Origin of the sequence: Exiguobacterium sp. KRL4 (assembly GCF_001870785.1) — a bacterium.
Classification (GTDB): domain Bacteria; phylum Bacillota; class Bacilli; order Exiguobacteriales; family Exiguobacteriaceae; genus Exiguobacterium_A.
In genome coordinates, this window is the sequence record NZ_MOLV01000004.1 from 311,764 (window position 1) to 330,814 (window position 19,051).

The window sequence follows — 19,051 nt, forward strand, 5'->3', positions numbered from 1 at the left end:
GGGATCGTGTGTGATTGAATTTAAAGCAGTCGGAAAAACATATCCAGATGGAACAAAAGCGGTCCGTGATTTAAATTTTACGGTCGAACAAGGAGAGATTTTCTGTTTGATTGGTCCCTCGGGTTGTGGGAAAACAACGACGATGAAAATGGTCAATCGGCTAATCGACCATACAGAAGGACAGATTTGGATCAATGGACAACCCATCATGTCAATCGATGAACACCAATTACGTCGTCAAATCGGTTACGTCCTTCAACAGATTGCCTTATTCCCGCATATGACGGTAGAAGAAAATGTAAGTGTCGTACCCCAGTTGTTGAAATGGGATAAAAAGAAGATTGAAGAGCGTGTCGAGACGTTATTTCAGCTGACAGGCTTAAATGAAAACTTGCGGAAGAAATATCCAACTGAACTTTCCGGTGGTCAACAACAACGTGTTGGTGTCATGCGAGCCTTGGCAGCCGAGCAAGATGTCATCTTGATGGATGAACCTTTTTCAGCGCTCGATCCGATTTCAAGAGAGCAACTTCAGAATGATTTATTGCGTCTGAACGACGAACTTGGAAAAACGATTCTGTTCGTTACACACGACATGAATGAAGCATTGAAATTGGGCAGTCGGATTTGTTTGATGGACGAAGGGAAAATCGTTCTGATCGGAACAAAAGAAGAAATCTTGGCTAGCGACGATGCCTTCGTCAAAGAATTCATGGGTCAAGTCAGGGGGACGATCCAATGACAGGACTATTCGAGACGTATCAAGATCGGAAAACAGAATTGCTGCAAGCACTGATTGAACATATTCAATTGTCTGTCCTATCACTGGTGATTGCTTGCCTGATTGCCATTCCACTCGGGATTTATCTTTCTCGTAATAAAAAACTAAGTGAATGGTCGATTGGGGTCACTTCCGTCATCCAAACGATTCCTTCATTGGCATTGCTTGGGTTGATGATTCCGCTTGTCGGGATTGGAACGGTCCCCTCTGTCATCGCACTTGTCCTATATGCGTTACTTCCAATCGTTCGAAACACCTATACAGGATTAGCAGAAGTGGATTCTTCGCTCAAGGAAGCGGCACGTGCCTGCGGCATGACACCGATGCAAAGCTTACTGAAGGTCGAATTGCCGCTTGCCCTGCCTGTCATGATGGCAGGTGTCCGGACAGCGATGGTCTTGATTATCGGGACAGCGACGATTGCTGCCTTGATCGGTGCAGGCGGTCTTGGATCAATCATTCTATTAGGAATTGATCGAAACGATAACTATCTGCTCTTATTAGGTGCCATTCCGGCAGCCTTGTTAGCTCTTTTATTTGATGTCCTATTAAGACAAACGGAAGTGGCAACCAAAAAACGTCAAAAAGGTCGACTTGTCGTAGCACTCGCTTTAATCGCGACATTGATCGTTACGCCATTCGCTCTTGGACGCACGGAACGACCAGACTTGGTTGTAGCAGGAAAACTAGGCGTCGAACCTGAAATTTTGATGAACATGTACAAGTTAGTCATTGAGGATCAGACCGACTTAAATGTGCAAGTCAAACCGAACTTCGGGAAAACGACGTTCGTCTATAAAGCATTACAATCTGGGGATATCGATTTGTATCCGGAATTCACAGGAACGGTTCTTGCGAGCCTGACGAATGAAAAACCCGTCTCGAATGAAAAAGAGGCCGTATTCGAGCAAGCACGAGATGGTTTAGTGAAGCAGGAGCTAGCATTGCTTCCGCCGATGAATTACAACAATACGTATGCAGTGGCTGTCCCGAAAAAAGTAGCTGAACAATATGACTTAAAAACAATTTCTGATCTACAGCAAGTGGCCGATCAATTAAAGGCAGGATTCACGCTAGAATTTAAAGATCGCCAAGATGGGTACAAGGGGATTCAAGAAAAATACGGTGTGAATTTTAAAGACGTCGTGACGATGGAACCGAAGTTACGCTATAAAGCTGTTCAATCAGGTGATATTCAAGTCATCGATGCCTACTCGACAGACCCCGAAATCGCGAAATACAATATGGTCGTCCTAGAAGACGATCAGCAACTATTTCCACCATATGAAGGGGCGCCACTCTTACGTCAAGAAACACTGGATGAGTATCCGGAAGTCGGTCAAGCACTTGAGCAATTAGATGGAAAAATCTCCGATGTCGAAATGTCGCAAATGAATGAAGCCGTTGCCTACGGTGGAAAAACAGCGAATCAAGTGGCACGTGAGTATTTAGAGAAAGAAGGAATCATTAAATGAGATTACTACTGATCAGTAATCCGACAGCAGGATCAAATCGTGCTGGTCTGTTACAAGATGTCATTGATCCCTTGGCCGGGATATTTGACGAAATTGTCATCCGTCAAACGACTCAGTCTCTCGATGCGTTACACTTTGCGGAAGAAGCAACGGATTTCGACGCACTGGTCGTCATTGGTGGTGACGGAACGGTATTTGAAGTCATCAACGGTGTCGCTAAACTCGACAAACGTCCGATTCTCGGTATCATTCCAGGAGGGACATGCAATGATTTTGCGAGAACGTTAGGGTTACCAATGGTACCTCGTCTGGCTGCTGAAATGATTGCCACCCAGCAAATCGTCGAAGTGGATCTTGGACAAGTCAACGATACGTATTTCCTGAATTTCCTTGGACTCGGATTAGTGGCGGAGGCGTCGATTGGCATTGACACGGAAGAAAAAGCCCGTCTCGGTAAGATGGGGTATTATCTTTCGACGATTCGCTCAAGTATGGAAGCGAAACCCTTTTCCTACGAACTAGAGTTAGCAGAAGGTCAAAAAATGACGGGAGAAGCCGTCTTGATCTTGGCTGCGAATGGAGAATCGTTAGGTGGTATTGGCACCAATTTATCAGAAGGAGCCTATAATGACGGGAAATTGGATCTCGTAATCGTCGATGAGGTCAATCTCACGACAATCCGGGATGTCATCCTTCAAAAAATCGGCTTAGCCACAGAACCATCCTTTACACATGTTTTGACAAGTGGATTTACACTGAAAACGGATTCTCCGAAAGTGATTGATACAGATGGAGAAAAAGCAATGCATTCACCGATTGAAGTCAGCGTTTTACCCGAGTATTTAAAAATGTACAGTGGGCGTTTGGATACGTTGGTGTAACAACCGTTTTCCCAATGAAAGTCGACCTTTGAACCGAAGTCCACTGCTGTGGGCTTCGGTTTTTTGTTATCGATCAACTAAAACCTGTATGTTTTATCACGAATATGCGGTTATGCTTTGACGCTTTAAAGAAAATGTTTGATAAAGGATGACTTCCAAAGGGATTTTTTGTACAATGGAAAAGTATTTTTGAAAAGGAGGTCGAGCACCATGAAAGGAAATGCATGGGCTTCGAAGGTCGGTTTTATTTTAGCAGCAGCAGGATCAGCGATTGGTCTTGGGGCGATATGGAAGTTTCCATATACAACGGGAACAAATGGGGGAGGGGCTTTTTTATTACTGTTTTTAGCCTTTACTTTGTTACTTGGACTCCCGGTCTTGATTGCCGAATTTTTAATCGGTCGGACAAGTGGGAAAACAGCGTTACGGGCCTTCACGGAATTGGGTCATAAAAAATATACGTTCATTGGTATACTGGGTGTCATCGCCTGTTTTCTTCTCCTGTCGTTTTATAGTGTAATTGGTGGCTGGGTACTGATTTATACGGTACTAGGTTTCTCAGGCAGTCTGACCACGATGAACGGGCAGGCACTGGGAGAATTGTTTGGTACGATTTCGGCTTCCCCAGTGTATGCGGTATCGGGACAACTGATTTTCTTGGTCATCACCTGTGTCATCGTCTTACGTGGCGTCCAAGCTGGAATCGAAAAAATGAGTAAAATCATGATGCCGTTACTCTTTCTTTGTTTCATCATTCTTGTTGTTCGTTCGTTGACGTTAGAGGGAGCAAGTGAAGGCGTTCGTTTCTTCATTGAACCGGATTTTTCAGCATTGAGTCGAACTTCGGTCCTGAGTGCACTTGGTCAAGCGTTCTTCTCCTTGTCGCTTGGTGTGTCCGCAATGTTGACCTACGCTTCTTACATGAAAGAGCGAGGACAAATCAACCGCTCAGCAGTCTGGATCGTCTCGTTGAATATCGTCGTGTCTTTACTTGCTGGGTTCGCAATTTTTCCGGCGGTCTTCGCCTCAGGGCTTGATCCAGCGGAAGGACCAGCACTTTTATTCATCGTCTTGCCGACTGTCTTCAGTCAAATACAGTTTGGTACCGTTTTCTTGACCCTCTTCTTTTTATTATTTGCCTTCGCATCGATTACCTCGTCGATTGCGATGCTTGAAGTGGTCGTCTCATCGATCACGGATCGAAAAGAAGGGGCTACATTCCAGGACAAAAAACGAAATACGATCATCGCAACCGGTTTGATTGCATTAATCGGCATTCCGTCCGCTCTTTCCTTTGGTCTTGCAAGTGACATCATGTGGATGAATAAGACGATATTTGATTGGATGGACTTTACGGTTTCGAACATCTTGATGCCAATCGGTGCCTTGTTGATTTCGTTTTTTGCCGGATTTAAACTTGACCGGACCCTAGTGGAGCAAGAACTCGTCACGAATCCGTTCATGAAACGTATGCTTCCGTTTTGGCGTTTTAGCATTTGTTACATGAGTCCCGTTGCGATTTTGATCATCCTGATCTGGCCGTTGTTCAGTTCTTGAAGATGGATGTCCCATTCCAAAAAAGCTAGTCTGCCTCATGGCAGACTAGCTTTTTTGAGAATCCATAAATCAAACTTGAGACGGATGTGAAGCCGGATAGATTATGGTGAAATAAGAATTGAACTACCCCCACCTACGCCTTGCTTAGAGGTGGGGGATTCCTGATTTATTCGACCTGACGGTCGAAACTTTATCAGGCTAGCCCCGTCGTCCCGACGGTTGAAGAAGCCAAGATGCGTTCAGCTTCTCGTTTAAGATTCAGTCCTGCGTTCACATCACGGTCGTGGTGGATCCCGCAATTCGGACATGTCCATTCACGCAAGCCAAGATATTTCACGTCTTTGTGTTGATGTTTGCAACTGGAGCACAGTTGGCTGGAAGCAAAGGTCTTCCCGACCTTCACGACGGTCTTCCCGCACCAGTCCGCCTTATATTCGAGCATGCGGAAGAACTCCGACCAACTGACCTCGGAGATGGACTTGCTCAACTTGCGGTTCTTCTGCATGTTCTTCACCTGCAAGGTCTCGATTCCGATGACGTCGTGGTTTTTGACGATCTCGGTGGATACCTTGTGCAGGAAGTCGGTTCGCTTGTTGGCAATCTTTTCGTGGATGCGGGCGACCTTTCGCTTCTGCTTCTGGTAGTTCTTCGACTCGGAAAGTTTCACTTTCTTGTCCAAGGCCATGCGCTGACGACGAGAGAGCTTGCGTTGCTCGCGCGCCAGTTTCTTCTCAAGCGAACGGAAGTAGCGGTCGTTCTTGTATACCGTACCGTCCGACAGGATGGCAAAGTTCTTCAACCCGACGTCTACGCCGACGGATGAACCGGTCTTCGGCAGTTCGTGGATTTCCTGCTCGACGAGCAGGGAGACGAAGTATTTTCCTGAAGCATTACGCCGGATGGTCGCGTTCAAGATGCGTCCTACGACCTGCCTCGAGTTGGCGAAACGCACCCACTTCAGCTTAGGAAGTTTGAGCTTGCTGCCGACGATCGAGACCTCGGGAAGCTGGTTCTTCTTCTCGATATTGGTCTTGTAGGATTGGACGAGATTGCGCTTCGATTTGAATCGAGGTCGTTCGTTCTGCTTCTTGAAGAAGCGGTCATACGCATCGGTCAGGTGTTTGACACTCGATTGAAGCGAATGGCTATCGACTTCTTTCAGCCAGTCTAATTCTTGCTTCAGCATCGGGATTTCTTTCGAACAAGAATCGTAAGACAGTCCTTTGCCTGTCGCTTTATACGTCTCATCCCACTTCGATAAGAAGTAGTTGAAGACGAAGCGTGAACAACCAATGGTCTTCGCGATCAGTATTTCCTGCTCTTTTGTCGGGTATATTCTGAATTTGTAGGCCTTATACTTCAACATGATTTTCACCTCCTTGAAAGGTATTATACCCGAAAGGGAGGGGGGCGATTCACCTCCCACTTTCACTTCGTTTAGAAGTGGGAGTACTCTCGCCTAATTTTGATAGAGAGGACTAACATTTCTCTAAAACGGGAAACTTTTTGTTATATGATCCGTAATGGTAAGATAGAAGTAACTATACAGTCAACTTGTAAGACAGATAGAGGAATCAACTGAAAGAGGTGATGAGATGAAGTCTTCTACATGGTGGGTACTAGGTTCGATTGGTCTGATGTTCGTATTTCTTCAAATAGCAGACGTCCTAAATTTCTCCGGCATTTTCATCGCGTTAGGGTTATGGTTTATCTGGAGTGGATACCGTGCCAAACCGGGGAAACGATACCGGACGGAACGAAAATCAACTGAGTTGAAACGAAAAAACGTCAAAAAGAAATTACTTCTTGATGACGAAGAAGAATTTGTTGGCAGTATCATCTTGAAACCTGAACAGGCGACACGACGGTTTGATGAAACGGACGATCTCGAATTGCAGGTTTTACAACGGACGGTCGAAGAAGGCTTCGTCAAACTACAGGCGTTTGACAAAATCATGCCATCGATTCGTGACAGTGAAATCCGTTCTGAGATGAGAATCGTGTCTCGTGAGGCCCATGTCTTATTTGAGGAACTGTTTACAGCGCCACGTGAGGTGAAAAAAGTCCGTGACTTCTTTACATTTTATCTGGATTCCCTACTGTCGATATCGGAAAAGTTCGCCGACTTAGAACGTCGCGGTGCGCAAGTTCAAGTCGATACACGGGAACAGTTACAATCGAATCTAAAGATGATTGCTGAAAAACTAAAACAACAGCAATCGCTTTTATTAGAAGGAGATACGGTCGACTTGGAACGTGAGTTGTTGACGATTGAAAAAGTTTTGGCCCAAGAATCCGAACAACGAAAACAGGAGGAGAGTTATAAACATGACCCATTCTGACAACAATAGCTGGCAACAATGGCCGGAGGACGAACAAGCTACACAACCAACGATTTCAGATCCTTCCGTCGATGTCAATCTTGCCGAAACTTCACCTAGTCAAGCGATACAGGCCCGACCGGTCGAAGAAATGATTCCAAGTGATGTGCCGGTTGAACAACGTCAAAAAATTGAACGGTTGCTTCAAGTAATCGATTTAAAAAAATCCGATGCTGTCATGCAATTCGGTGCGCCGGTCCAACGGGAACTCTCACAGTTTTCCGATCAGGTATTGAGTGAAGTGAAGATGAAAGACGGCGGGGACGCCGGAAAATTATTATCTGATTTGATGCAGCGTGTTCGTCAAATGGATCCGGATACATTACAAGAAAAGAAAAGTTTTTGGTCAAACGTACCGGTCATCGGTCGGGCAAAGAAAAAGGCAGAGACGTATTTCTTACAGTATGAAAAGATGAGTGCTTACTTGGAAGAAGTCGTCCACAATCTCGATCGTTCGAAGTTTGGATTGATGAAGGATATTACATTACTTGATCAAATGTATCAAAAAAATAAACGTTACTTCGAAGAATTAAATCTCTACATCGCGGCGGGTGAGACAAAGATTGCACACGTTCGAGAACATGAAATCGAGCCGTTACGACTAGAAGTCGAACGTTCACGCGATCAGACACGATTACAAGAGTTAAATGATTTGATCCAACTCGCTGATCGATTTGAAAAGAAGATTCACGATTTGAAGTTATCTCGGACAATTAGTTTACAGATGGCTCCGCAAATTCGTGTCATCCAACAAAATAATCAAATTTTGGCGGAAAAGATTGAGTCAGCCGTCGTCAATACGATTCCCCTTTGGAAAAACCAAGTGGTGCTTTCCTTGAGCCTATCGCGTCAAAAAACAGCATTGCAAATGCAAAAAGATGTAACGAATACGACAAATCAATTACTTGAGCAAAATTCGCGTCTGTTAAAAGATTCGTCGATTGAAATCGCAGAAGAAAATGAAAAAGGAATTGTTTCGGTCGAATCCTTGAAGGTAGCACATCAAAACTTAATTGAGACGCTTGATGAGACACTTCGGATTCAGCAAGACGGGAAACAAAAACGCCGTGATGCGGAACATGAACTTGAGCGGATGGAACATGAACTCAAACAAAAAGTCATCGAAGTTGCCTCGAAAAGTCGTGAATTACCAAATCGTCCATACTAAGGAACACGTTTACGTGTTCCTTAGTAGTTTATGTAAAGGAGAGAATCAACTTGCAAAAACAACAACAATGGGATACGACGTGGCTTTTGTTTGCCCGTATGATGGCGGATCGTCACTCAAAATGTGCTTCGAAGTCTGTCGCCTGTGTCATTGTCAAAGATGAAAAGCCGATTTCGATTGGAATAAACGGAACACCAAGTCAACACGTTAATTGCAACGAAATTTATTTGAAGCAAGAGGGTATTTTATATAAGGCATCTGCAGAAGAAAATACGGATGGCGAGTCAATCCTACATAATGGGTTTCTGTTCTATCGTTGTTCGAATCAAGAAGAGCATCATGAATGGTCAAAACTCAATGAAATTCATGCTGAGATCAACGCGTTAGGAAAGCTGGCGGCCGATTCGACGAGTGCGCGCCATGCAACCGCTTATGTGACACATAGTCCGTGTCACGCTTGTAGTCTAGCATTGATCGCTTCGAAAATTGATCGAGTCGTCTATTCCACCGGTTATGAATATGGTGATGGATTAACGCTCATGCGTCAAAGTGGAATCGAAGTCGTCCATCGTCCTTTGACCGAAGAATATTTTCTTGAAAGAATTTTCGATAAAGACTTGTAAACGCTTCCATTGCATTGTATGATGAAATCAAGCATTGCCATGGTAATTATTCACTCTTCCATTCGGGACAATCTCAAACGAGATGGTCCCACTTTTTTTGAAAAATGAATTGACAATTTCCCAAGATTCTGCAATGATATATATAGAATATGACGAAGCGGAATGCCGCATTTTCATAGGAAATGCCAATCAAGGAGCTGGAATGCCAGGTCGTTGAAAAAAGTCCTGACTCACTGGAGTCGGGACTTTTTGTATTATTAGCGTAAAACGGTCCAAGATGCCTGAAGCCGCTCGGCACGGACAAAAGATTTTTTAGCGGATGCTCCAGCTAATATGGTCATCAAACGTTGGCAAATGATGTCACGTTGTGTCTGATGAAGAAATAAGTGTTGAATGAAACGGGCAAATACGACATCATTTGTCATTAACTGCCGTTTAACCATTTCAGGGGACATCTGATTGATTTCATCAGCATTAAAACCTGCGCCTACGTTAAACGAGGAGACAATCAACAATTTGACCGGGGCGGATTCGAGAGGCAAACCAAGTGATTGGACACGACGACAGGAAAGTATCATTTCCTGACGAATGAGTTGTTGTAACAAACAAGGTTCCTTAAAGACAAACGGATCATAAACCGAGACGGCTTGACGAAGTTGCTCACGTGTCATCTCGATGGGATGCTGTAACTCGACCGTTGCAGTTCGCACATCTTCATAACACGTAGATAATGAAATAATCATCCGACAGTCCTCCTTATAGTGGATAATTTGTCTGCTACTGTCATCTTAAAACATAAATGAAGCGCTTACAATGATTGTTTTGACATATACACGACAAGAAAAGATTTGATATCATGAAAGACGGAGCAAACGAGAGGAGTGTGGACAATGGTTCGATTATTTAAAGCAATTCCTGAAGTGGAGATGCCGGTCTATAACGGAAATGACTATCCACTCGAGATATCAGAATCAGCAACAGGGTTTTCAATCATCGATCATGTTCCCGGTGAACAGGTAGAAGAAACCTTACTGGTCGCTTCAGCGGAAATCAAAACGAGCCAAACGGGGCGTGAGTGGTTACAGTTCACCTTTAACTCTCCGAGAGGGACGTGCAAAGGAAAACAATGGTTAAACCAAGGGACGGCTGAAGAGGCGATGCGTCCGTATTTGGAGACGGGAATCGTCCATGTCTTTGCCAAGGTCGAGGAGTACCCCGTCGACTCAGGAAATAAGTCGCTGACAGTCCAGCGTGTCAAAGCGGTTCATGGTCAATCGGGAACAACTCTTTTACCGCAAATGCCGCATGGTGAATCGGCGAGTCAATACCGCGATCAGTTGATTGGCTTGATTGATCAGATGGAGGAACCACTTCGACAACTGGCGCATCGTGTGCTCGTAACGTATTGGTTCGATTTTTCGACACGACCAGCAGCCTTGTATCATCACCATGCCTATATCGGTGGATTATTAAAACATACGGCTTGTATGATGACCATCGGTACTGGGATTTGCCAATCTGAGCGTCCTTATTTAACCCTTTTGCAATGTATTCAAGAAGCAGAGGCGGATCATAAAAATGATTTGTTTCAAGCGAGTGAGCGGGAGATGCGTCAGTTCGCTTGGGACGAGAGTTTTGACGCCTTATATCAAGCAGCTCGATCGATTACGCTGTTGAATGAATCCCCTCGTCGAGATGAACTATTACTCGGTATCCTTTTACACGATATCGGAAAGATTTTTGAATATACCCATCTGGGTGCCTCGGACGACCGATTTGCTCGTTTAGTCCAAGTAGAGCCAACGGAAGAAACGGTCTCGGGCATTGCCCTTGATCCGAACGGTGTATTGATGGGACACATGCCATATGGATGTTTTGTTTTAGAACAGGCACTACAAAACGATGCGATCCGGCTACCAATCGATCAATACCATCGCTTAATGCATATGATCCTGTCCCATCATGGTAAAAAAGAATGGGGCTCAAGCGTAACACCACAAACGACAGAAGCTTGGTACCTACATGCAATCGATCTATTAGATGCGCGAAAAGAAAAGTGGCGGCAGAACCAATCGTCATAAGGAGTGAAACCATGTCAGAACGTATTCGAACGACACTCATCACCGGTTTTTTAGGAGCTGGGAAAACAACGTTGTTGAACCGGATCGTCACGAATCCGATTGAAAAAGTGGCCTTACTTGTAAATGAAGTCGGGGCAGTTCATATCGATGAAGCGTTGATTGAACGAAGTGACGAAGAAGTCATTGAATTGACGAATGGATGTATTTGCTGTTCGATTCGGGGTGATTTACGTGATGCCTTGTTACGGATCGCTAAAAAAAGACGGCAAGGTGAGATGGAATTCGATCGGTTGATCATCGAGACGACAGGCATCGCGGATCCTGGTCCGATTTTACAGACGTTTTATTTTGAACCGGCCATTGAACAACAGTATCAAATCTCTAGTGTCATTACCGTCGTGGATGCCTATCAGCTGGAACGGCAATTGACGTTCGAAGAAAACGTAAAGCAGATTGGTTTTGCGGACACACTCTTGTTAAACAAAATCGATTTGATTTCAGCAGATGAAGTCGTGAACGTGACACGTCGTTTATCCAATCTGAATCCAACGGCATTGATTCTCCCGACGGTGGAATCGGAAACGGATATTCAACACTTATTTGAGACATTCCATTTTCCAAAGCAGGAAGAGGAACGTTTGACCAAGCAAACCGATGGTCTACAAAAAGCAGCAGAGTCCTTTACAGCATTGACGATTACAGAAACGATCCCATTGCACCGCCAACGTTTTGGAGCAGTGCTACGCGAAATTCTTGAAGCCTATGCGGAAGACTTGTACCGGTATAAGGGAATCATTCATTTTGCAGATACGAACCAAAAAGTCATCCTGCAAGGAACAGGAATGATTTATGGGACGGCAGTGCGTGGGGAATTTGAAGAACATAAACAAACGACGTTAGTGTTCATTGGGAAAAATTTAGATGAACACGCGATTCGAAAAGGTGTAAAGGCGGCGAGAGAACATGGTTGAACTATATTTTGATGGGGCAGTCCGACCATCGAATGACGATGCAGCAATCGGGATTTTTTGCAAAAATTCAGCAGGACAGGTCATTGAGCGGACATTTAGAATCACGGCAGAAAATAATCATGAAGCAGAATTTCAGGCGTTTGAGAGAGCGGTGGATTTGGCAGAAGAGTTACTTGCTCAAGGCGAAAGCGTTTTTTCCTTCCGGACGGATTCGGAAGCGGTCTCGCTGGCAGTAGAACGAGAATTTGCTAAAAATAAGCGGATCCAAATTTATTTTGATCCGGCGTTTGAACGATTCAGTCGTTTGCCGTTAGCTTTTGTTAAATGGATTCCACGTTCGGAAAATAAAGCGGATCGTGTTGCAAAAGAGGCTTTAAACGACTTCTGACGAACAAGGAAACTGAAACATAAGAATACACGAAGAAACCCGAACGATTCCCTTCTTCTTCAGAGAAGAGTTGATATCGTTCGGATTTCTTTTATCCAGTTGTTGGATGTAACCATCATTCCGATGTAGGAAACGATGTTTCTAAGGGCGCGTCACGCACAGGCTCAATCAAAATCTGATCAATCCGGCGACCATCCAGATCAACGACTTCAAACCGGTACCCATTTGTGACGACATGACTTCCCCGGACAGGGAATTCTCCGAGAAGATACAATACGAGACCAGCGACCGTGTGATAGATATTCTTTTCTTCTCCGGGCAAGAGCGGTTTGATCTGCAACACTCGCTTTAAATCATCGATATGCAACAACCCGTCGGCCAGATAGGAGCCGTCACTTCGTTGAACGAGTTCAGGTTCTTCCTCAATCGTCGAGATTTCACCGACGAAGGCTTCTAAAATATCAAACAAGGTGATCATTCCTAAAAAACCACCATACTCATCCAGGACAAAGGCGATTGAGACGGTCTCTTTGCGCATCCGTTCCAGTAATACCGTCGCCTGTAGCTGTTTCGGAACAATCAGTGGCGTATGGATCAAGGATTCGATGACAGCAATCGGATGATCCGAAGCTAACACTTCTTTCGCATCGATGTAACCGACAAAATGATCCAAATCCCCATGACCAACTGGCAAGTTCCGGTGTTTCGCAGTGCGTAAATCCGCTAAAATCTGTTCCGGCGAATCCGTCAAATCAATCCACTCGGTGACTGTCCGCGGTTCCATCAATTCATAGGCCAACTGATCATGAAAAGCAAACACACGGGATACCTGTTCTGCTTCAGACGAGGCAAACGTACCTTCTTTTAATCCTCGAATCAACAACTGTTTCACTTCATCTTCTGTTTCATCTTCCATCTGTAAGCGATCAAGACCAATCAGACGAAAAATAGAGCTTGTCGATTTACTTAAGATAAAGATAAAGGGTTTTAGAAGACTTGAAAAAAAACGCATCGGTTGGGCTAACATCATCGTTACCCGTTCCGGACTGACTAAAGCGATACGCTTTGGAACCAATTCACCGATGACAAGTGAGAGATACGTGATGATGGTGACGACGATCATATAACCAACAGTACTGGCATATGGCGCGAGCCAGGAAAACCCTCCTAACCAATCAATCAACGGCGCGGATAAGGCAGCACCACCAAACGCACCATTGATGATGCCGATCAGGGTAATCCCGACTTGGACCGTCGATAACAAATCGGTTGGACGTTCCAGAAAATCGAGGGCGATTTGAGCTGATTTTTTTCCGTCATCTGCATACTGTTGCAGTTTTTGTTTTTTTGAAGACAATAAAGCGAGTTCGGTCATTGCAAATAAGCCGTTTGCGAGAATCAATAAGACGACAATTGTTAAATTAATCAACCACATCAAGCATTCACTCCTTTTCGATAACAAACTATTCCCCAAACTCGCCTCTATCATTCCCATTCGTTCTCGTTTCCGTTAAACTATTAATGTATCAGTAGATAAAGGGGGAAGTTAAAATGGAATATCGGTTAGAGCGTGACACGATGGGGGAAATTCGTGTCCCAGAAGCACAAGAATGGGGAGCACAGACACAACGGAGTCTAGAAAACTTCAAGATTGGGACGGAAAAAATGCCGATCGAAATCATTCGGGCATTTGCGGTCCTTAAAAAAGGGGCGGCTTTAGCCAATCGTGATTTAGGTGTTCTCGATCAAGAGAAAGCGGAAGTCATCGCTGAAGTCTGTGATGAAATTATTGCGGGTCAGTTTGATGCGGAATTTCCGCTTGTCGTTTGGCAAACAGGGTCGGGTACACAGTCAAACATGAACGTCAACGAGGTCATCGCCCGAGTCGCAACTCGAAAATTAACGGAGCGTGGAAGTGAGCAAGTCATTCATCCGAATGACGATGTCAACAAATCACAGAGTTCGAATGATACATATCCGACAGCGATGCACATTGCAGCGAAGACGATTGTCATCGATCAGCTGTTGCCAGCAATCGATGCGATTTATGCGACGCTTGACGAAAAGGCAACCACGTTCGCAGACATCGTCAAGATTGGACGGACGCATTTACAAGATGCAACGCCAATTACACTCGGTCAAGAAATCAGTGGATGGGTCCGGATGTTACAATTGTCGAAAAAAATGATTGAGTTGACGTTAGAGCCGTTGACGGAACTCGCAATCGGTGGAACCGCTGTCGGAACGGGAATCAATGCTCACCCAGAGTTTGGAGATCGTGCGGCACAAAAGATGAGTGAAGAGACGGGTAAATCCTTTGTCAGTGCGGAAAATAAATTCCATGCCTTGACGAGCCATGATCAACTGGTCTTTTCGCATGGTGCCATCAAGGCACTCGCGATGGATGCGATGAAAATCGCCAATGATGTCCGGTGGTTGGCATCCGGTCCACGTGCTGGTATCGGTGAGATCACGATTCCAGAAAATGAGCCCGGTAGTTCGATCATGCCTGGGAAAGTCAATCCGACACAAAGTGAAGCGTTGACGATGGTCGCAGCGCAAGTTCTTGGTAATGACGCGACGATCGGGTTTGCGGCGAGTCAAGGAAACTTTGAATTAAATGTCTTTAAGCCTGTCATCATGTATAACTATATCCAATCTGTTCGCTTGTTGACGGATGCACTTCATTCGTTTAATGACCACTGTGCAATCGGAATCGAGCCGGAACGTACGGTCATTGCGGAAAACGTCGAACGATCATTGATGCTCGTGACGGCACTGAATCCACACATCGGTTACGAAAACGCAGCTCGGATTGCTAAAGCTGCCCATAAAGAGGGTACAACATTAAAAGAGGCAGCACTTGCGACTGGCTTATTGTCAGAGGAACAATACGATCAGTGGATTATTCCGGCTGAAATGGTGAGTCCAAATTTAAAAGCATAATCGAAAGCGAGGGTTTCCCTCGTTTTCTCTTCAGTCGAAGCAGGGGGTTTCGGCTGTATAGAAAGAGGGGGAAGACTTGTGGAGACAGATCAGAATCAGATAGAAAAACAAATCCACCAGACAATCCTCATGGTCGAACGGTTACTTCGGATGGAGTCTGTTCCTAAGTCAGAGTTACTTGTTTTTTCAGACTGGTTGAACCGATTCGGTAAACACGACGAACTCGATTTTTTTGAAAGACAAGCATCACGCTGGATTCAGGAGTTAGAAGGTATTGCCGAGACGGTCACACCGGATCAAATCCAGATGCTACTTGCACCGGTCATTGATCATCTTTCGGAACGAAGCCGAAAGAAAGTGATTCGTAAGGAAATGATTCTTTCTGTCACAAAACGATTTTTAGACAATATTCAATGGAAAAAATCACTTGAAAACGAACGGTATCTGACACGTTTTTTTGGCTCTATTGAAGACACATTAGAAGTCGGATATGATCTTCACGTCGATGCGATGCTGATTGATTATGAAATCATTCAGACAACAGATGAAACCTTGCTCTTCAAGCTGATTAAAAAAGTAGAGGCAGCCTTCATTCCGCTGATCATCATCGGTCCAACCGATTCGTCGATCCGCCAAACCTGTTATCAGCTAGGAGCAGATGATTACTGGGATGCAACCGTTTTGATTGAGGAACGTCAAATTCGTCTGAAACGATTGCTGCGTAAACTTCGGACGGTTTCGGCGACGATTTTAGTGGATGAATTGACAGGTGCCTTTAATCGTAAGTATCTCCAAAATGCGTATCGCCGGCGGACATCACGTCTTGAACGGGATGGACAGTTATTTGCCTTGGCAATATTTGATTTGGATCATTTTAAACGGATCAACGATCTGCATGGTCATCCGGCAGGCGACCTTGTATTGGCAGAGCTTGCCGTATTGACGAAACAAGCCATCCGACAAGAAGACGAATTGATTCGATTTGGTGGTGAAGAATTCATGTTGCTGTTTAGTGCCGACGATTCGGAACACGCAGTTGATATGATGGAGAAGGTCCGAGCGCGGATTGAACGGCATACGTTTCCGAACGGATTAAAGGTCACGGTATCAATTGGCTTAACGGTCATCAAGGATGCAACCATGGATGTAGAAGAGATGACTTCTGAAGCTGACGAAGCGCTGTACCAAGCAAAACGAAATGGTAGAAATCAAGTGACGATCTATTCGGTGGCAACTGCAAAAGAAAAAATGGAGGCATTGATTAAAATCGAATCGAACTCGTTTGATCAGCTTGCGCCATTGCCGCTTCCACATCACGCCAAGTACCATTTTCGGATCATTCCTTATGACGAGACGTCGGTTGCCCCACTTCAGCTGTGTGTGCTACCACTCGATCAACTGGCGGCTTCAAACTTTAAATTGTTAGAGGAATGGAAACAGTTCCGCGACGGCATGATTGAAGTCATTGCGATCGCGTCAGAAGAAAATCAGTTACTGGGCCAAGCACTTGAACGGGGAGTGACAGATTATTGTTTGTCTCCACTTGACCGGGATCAGCTAGAAGAGCAAATTCGACAATGGACAGTCCGTCTTCCTTAAATGAAAAAGGTATCGACACGTCATGGACGTATCGATACCTTTTTTGAGGACGTATGTTAGTTAGACGGGACAAAACGGTCAAACCGTTTGATTGTAAAAGCAAAGGCATGAGTACGATCGATCGGATGAAATGTTTCCGTCGTTTGGACAAAGTCGTTTGGTAACTCGGGGTAATAGACGTCTCCTTCAATGACGGCGTCGATTTCGGTCGCATAGATCCGTTTGACATGAGACAACGTCTGTCGGAACAACTCACCGCCACCAATCAAAAAAACTTCATCATCCGTATGCAGATATGCATCAAGTTTACTCAAGTCGTGCCAAATGGTGACACCTTCTGGACGAAATGAAAGATCCCGGGTGATGACGATATTTTCACGTCCAGGTAAGGGACGACCAATCGAAATAAAGGTCTTCCGACCCATGATGACCGGTTTACCATAAGTCGTTTGTTTGAAGTGAGCCAAGTCAGCGGGCAGATGCCAAGGCATCGCATTTTCCCGACCGATGACACGATTGTTTGAATAGGCGACGATATGTGAAATCATACGGCGACCACTCCTTTGATATGAGGGTCCGGATCGTATCCTTCAATAATGATATCTTCAAACGTAAAGTCCTCGATCCGTTCGATTTCCCGCGCAAAACGAATGGTCGGTAATGGTTTTGGTGTCCGACTTAATTGAAGCTCAACTTGCTCCAAATGGTTCGCATAGATATGAGCGTCACCTAATGTATGCACGAAGTCCCCGACTTCCAGCTTACAGACATGGGCAATCATATGGGTCAGTAAGGCATAGGAAGCGATATTAAACGGTACCCCTAGGAAGACATCCGCGGACCGTTGATAGAGCTGACAGGACAACTTTCCGTTTGCGACATAAAATTGAAACAACAGGTGACAAGGTGGTAATGCCATCTCTTCTAGCTGGCCGGGGTTCCAGGCGCTGACGATCAAACGACGTGAATCCGGATTGGTTTTAATTTGTTCGATGACATCTGCCAATTGATCAACCGTCGAGCCGTCCGGTTTAGGGAATGAACGCCATTGGGCACCATAGACAGGTCCGAGATTTCCGTCTTCGTCCGCCCACTCGTTCCAGATCCGTACACCATGATCTTGTAAATAGGAGATGTTCGTGTCACCGGAAATGAACCAGATCAACTCGTGGATGATGGATTTCATATGTAGTTTTTTAGTCGTCACCATCGGAAACCCGTCTTGTAAAGGGAACCGCATTTGATGACCAAAAATGCTGGTCGTCCCGGTTCCCGTCCGGTCTTCTTTTTGGATGCCGTTCGTTAAGATTTCGTGACAAAGTTGATGATACTGTCTCATGAATTAAATCCCCCTCTAAAAGCTATCTCCCTATTGTAGCCGAATCCGTTCGGTCGAATCAACTGTTGGTTGAGGCAGGAAGATGGCAGCGGAATAAATAACTGAACAGCCCGAATAACGGAATCAGATCGCGCCAACCGAGTCGTTGATCTTGGCGAATTCGAATTCGGTGTAACATGAACAACTGTAGGATGTAGAACATCACAAGGTCGACAGTCATCGTGCGTACGAATTGATTTGTCATAAAGTAAATCTGGAAAATGGACCAATCGGATCGAGCGAGTGCGAGCCAGATGACGATGGCGGAAAGAACAGCGAGCACGGCGACGAGGTACGGAACAAATTTACGGCGCCGAAACGGTAAAAAAGTTTGACGCGGAATCGCAAGTGCTAAATAGGGCATTAAAATAAACGATCCTAACACAAAGGCTCCACAACTAGCCAACATCGGGGAAGGTTTTAAAAAACGTTTTTCATCCAAAAACAACATAAAAAAAGCAGCTGGATAAATGCCGAGTAAGGTAAACAAACTCAGTGCGGACGTATCAAATTGACTTTGGTCAAAACGGAAGAAGGAGAACAGAAAACCAGCGGGGAATACACGGTTGTTTCCGAACACTAAAATAAATACGATGGCGATTGCCCAAATCAAAAATAATAAGTAGCGGCGGTACATAGTGTCATTCCTCCTTTCCTAAATCATTTTCCTCTATCTGACGGTTTTAAACGTCAAACCGAACGTAGAGACAACTTCAGTATACCTTACGAAAATAAGGGAATCTCCTTGTTCTTGCCGCTTTGTTCGTGATACGATGTCGATGAAATAAATGGAAGCGCTTTTAAAAATAAATGCAATCGCTT

Annotated in this window: 18 protein-coding genes; 12 read left to right on the top strand and 6 right to left on the bottom strand. The window is 44.9% G+C overall.

Going from position 1 to position 19,051, the window contains the following annotated elements; all coding sequences use genetic code 11:
• Positions 1-10: 10 nt before the first annotated feature.
• The 4 genes from BLD48_RS03945 (at position 11) to BLD48_RS03960 (ending at position 4,694) form a co-directional block, all read left to right on the top strand.
• Positions 11-742 (top strand): ABC transporter ATP-binding protein, encoded by a 732-nt coding sequence (locus tag BLD48_RS03945; RefSeq protein WP_014970571.1) that lies wholly within the window; start codon positions 11-13, stop codon positions 740-742.
• Positions 739-2,256, top strand: coding sequence for an ABC transporter permease/substrate-binding protein (locus tag BLD48_RS03950; RefSeq protein WP_071499023.1), 1,518 nt, complete (start codon positions 739-741; stop codon positions 2,254-2,256). The genes BLD48_RS03945 and BLD48_RS03950 overlap by 4 nt, the downstream gene beginning before the upstream one ends.
• A complete protein-coding gene (locus BLD48_RS03955; protein WP_071499024.1) occupies positions 2,253-3,137 on the top strand; it encodes a diacylglycerol/lipid kinase family protein in 885 nt (294 codons plus the stop codon). Before BLD48_RS03950 ends, BLD48_RS03955 begins: the two co-directional genes overlap by 4 nt.
• Before the next feature lie 210 nt (positions 3,138-3,347).
• Entirely contained in the window at positions 3,348-4,694 is a 1,347-nt protein-coding gene (locus BLD48_RS03960) for a sodium-dependent transporter (RefSeq protein WP_071499025.1), read from the top strand.
• 193 nt (positions 4,695-4,887) lie between these two features.
• Here the strand turns inward: BLD48_RS03960 and tnpB are convergent, their stop codons facing one another.
• Positions 4,888-6,060, bottom strand: coding sequence for an IS200/IS605 family element RNA-guided endonuclease TnpB (tnpB, locus tag BLD48_RS03965; protein WP_071499026.1), 1,173 nt, complete (start codon positions 6,058-6,060; stop codon positions 4,888-4,890).
• A gap of 229 nt (positions 6,061-6,289) precedes the next feature.
• On the opposite strand from tnpB, the gene BLD48_RS03970 reads away from it, so the two are divergent.
• The 3 genes from BLD48_RS03970 to BLD48_RS03980 are packed head-to-tail and all read left to right on the top strand — an operon-like array spanning position 6,290 to position 8,866.
• Positions 6,290-7,036 carry a 5-bromo-4-chloroindolyl phosphate hydrolysis family protein gene (locus tag BLD48_RS03970; RefSeq protein ID WP_071499027.1) on the top strand — a complete coding sequence of 249 codons (747 nt, stop codon included), beginning with the start codon at positions 6,290-6,292 and terminating at the stop codon, positions 7,034-7,036.
• Positions 7,023-8,243, top strand: a complete 1,221-nt coding sequence (locus BLD48_RS03975) for a toxic anion resistance protein (RefSeq protein ID WP_083412233.1) — start codon at positions 7,023-7,025, stop codon at positions 8,241-8,243. The genes BLD48_RS03970 and BLD48_RS03975 overlap by 14 nt, the downstream gene beginning before the upstream one ends.
• 50 nt (positions 8,244-8,293) lie before the next feature.
• Positions 8,294-8,866 carry a deoxycytidylate deaminase gene (locus BLD48_RS03980; protein ID WP_071499028.1) on the top strand — a complete coding sequence of 191 codons (573 nt, stop codon included), beginning with the start codon at positions 8,294-8,296 and terminating at the stop codon, positions 8,864-8,866.
• Between the two features lie 257 nt (positions 8,867-9,123).
• On the opposite strand, the gene BLD48_RS03985 is transcribed toward BLD48_RS03980, so the two are convergent.
• Complete coding sequence (locus BLD48_RS03985) at positions 9,124-9,609, bottom strand: hypothetical protein (RefSeq protein ID WP_071499029.1); 486 nt, start codon at positions 9,607-9,609, stop codon at positions 9,124-9,126.
• 147 nt (positions 9,610-9,756) lie between these two features.
• On the opposite strand from BLD48_RS03985, the gene BLD48_RS03990 reads away from it, so the two are divergent.
• The 3 genes from BLD48_RS03990 to BLD48_RS04000 are packed head-to-tail and all read left to right on the top strand — an operon-like array spanning position 9,757 to position 12,306.
• The gene (locus BLD48_RS03990) at positions 9,757-10,947 is read left to right on the top strand and encodes an HD domain-containing protein (protein WP_071499030.1); all 1,191 of its coding nucleotides are present in this window, start codon (positions 9,757-9,759) and stop codon (positions 10,945-10,947) included.
• Positions 10,948-10,958: 11 nt separating this feature from the next.
• The gene (locus tag BLD48_RS03995) at positions 10,959-11,918 is read left to right on the top strand and encodes a CobW family GTP-binding protein (protein ID WP_071499031.1); all 960 of its coding nucleotides are present in this window, start codon (positions 10,959-10,961) and stop codon (positions 11,916-11,918) included.
• Positions 11,911-12,306, top strand: coding sequence for a ribonuclease HI family protein (locus BLD48_RS04000; protein ID WP_071499032.1), 396 nt, complete (start codon positions 11,911-11,913; stop codon positions 12,304-12,306). The genes BLD48_RS03995 and BLD48_RS04000 overlap by 8 nt, the downstream gene beginning before the upstream one ends.
• A 115-nt stretch (positions 12,307-12,421) precedes the next feature.
• Here the strand turns inward: BLD48_RS04000 and BLD48_RS04005 are convergent, their stop codons facing one another.
• Positions 12,422-13,741 (bottom strand): hemolysin family protein, encoded by a 1,320-nt coding sequence (locus BLD48_RS04005; protein ID WP_071499033.1) that lies wholly within the window; start codon positions 13,739-13,741, stop codon positions 12,422-12,424.
• 116 nt (positions 13,742-13,857) lie between these two features.
• Here BLD48_RS04005 and fumC point away from each other — a divergent pair, with 116 nt between their 5' ends.
• Together fumC and BLD48_RS04015 are read left to right on the top strand one after the other, a co-directional pair.
• Positions 13,858-15,252 carry a class II fumarate hydratase gene (fumC, locus tag BLD48_RS04010; RefSeq protein ID WP_071499034.1) on the top strand — a complete coding sequence of 465 codons (1,395 nt, stop codon included), beginning with the start codon at positions 13,858-13,860 and terminating at the stop codon, positions 15,250-15,252.
• 78 nt (positions 15,253-15,330) lie between these two features.
• Positions 15,331-16,851 (top strand): diguanylate cyclase, encoded by a 1,521-nt coding sequence (locus BLD48_RS04015; protein WP_071499035.1) that lies wholly within the window; start codon positions 15,331-15,333, stop codon positions 16,849-16,851.
• A gap of 56 nt (positions 16,852-16,907) precedes the next feature.
• On the opposite strand, the gene BLD48_RS04020 is transcribed toward BLD48_RS04015, so the two are convergent.
• Genes BLD48_RS04020 through BLD48_RS04030 form a run of 3 tightly spaced genes read right to left on the bottom strand, consistent with a single transcriptional unit; the run spans position 16,908 to position 18,866 of the window.
• Entirely contained in the window at positions 16,908-17,399 is a 492-nt protein-coding gene (locus BLD48_RS04020) for a dihydrofolate reductase (protein ID WP_071499036.1), read from the bottom strand.
• Positions 17,396-18,190 carry a thymidylate synthase gene (locus BLD48_RS04025; protein WP_071499037.1) on the bottom strand — a complete coding sequence of 265 codons (795 nt, stop codon included), beginning with the start codon at positions 18,188-18,190 and terminating at the stop codon, positions 17,396-17,398. The genes BLD48_RS04020 and BLD48_RS04025 overlap by 4 nt, the downstream gene beginning before the upstream one ends.
• Before the next feature lie 58 nt (positions 18,191-18,248).
• Positions 18,249-18,866, bottom strand: a complete 618-nt coding sequence (locus BLD48_RS04030; protein WP_071499038.1) for a hypothetical protein — start codon at positions 18,864-18,866, stop codon at positions 18,249-18,251.
• Between the last annotated feature and the right edge of the window lie 185 nt (positions 18,867-19,051).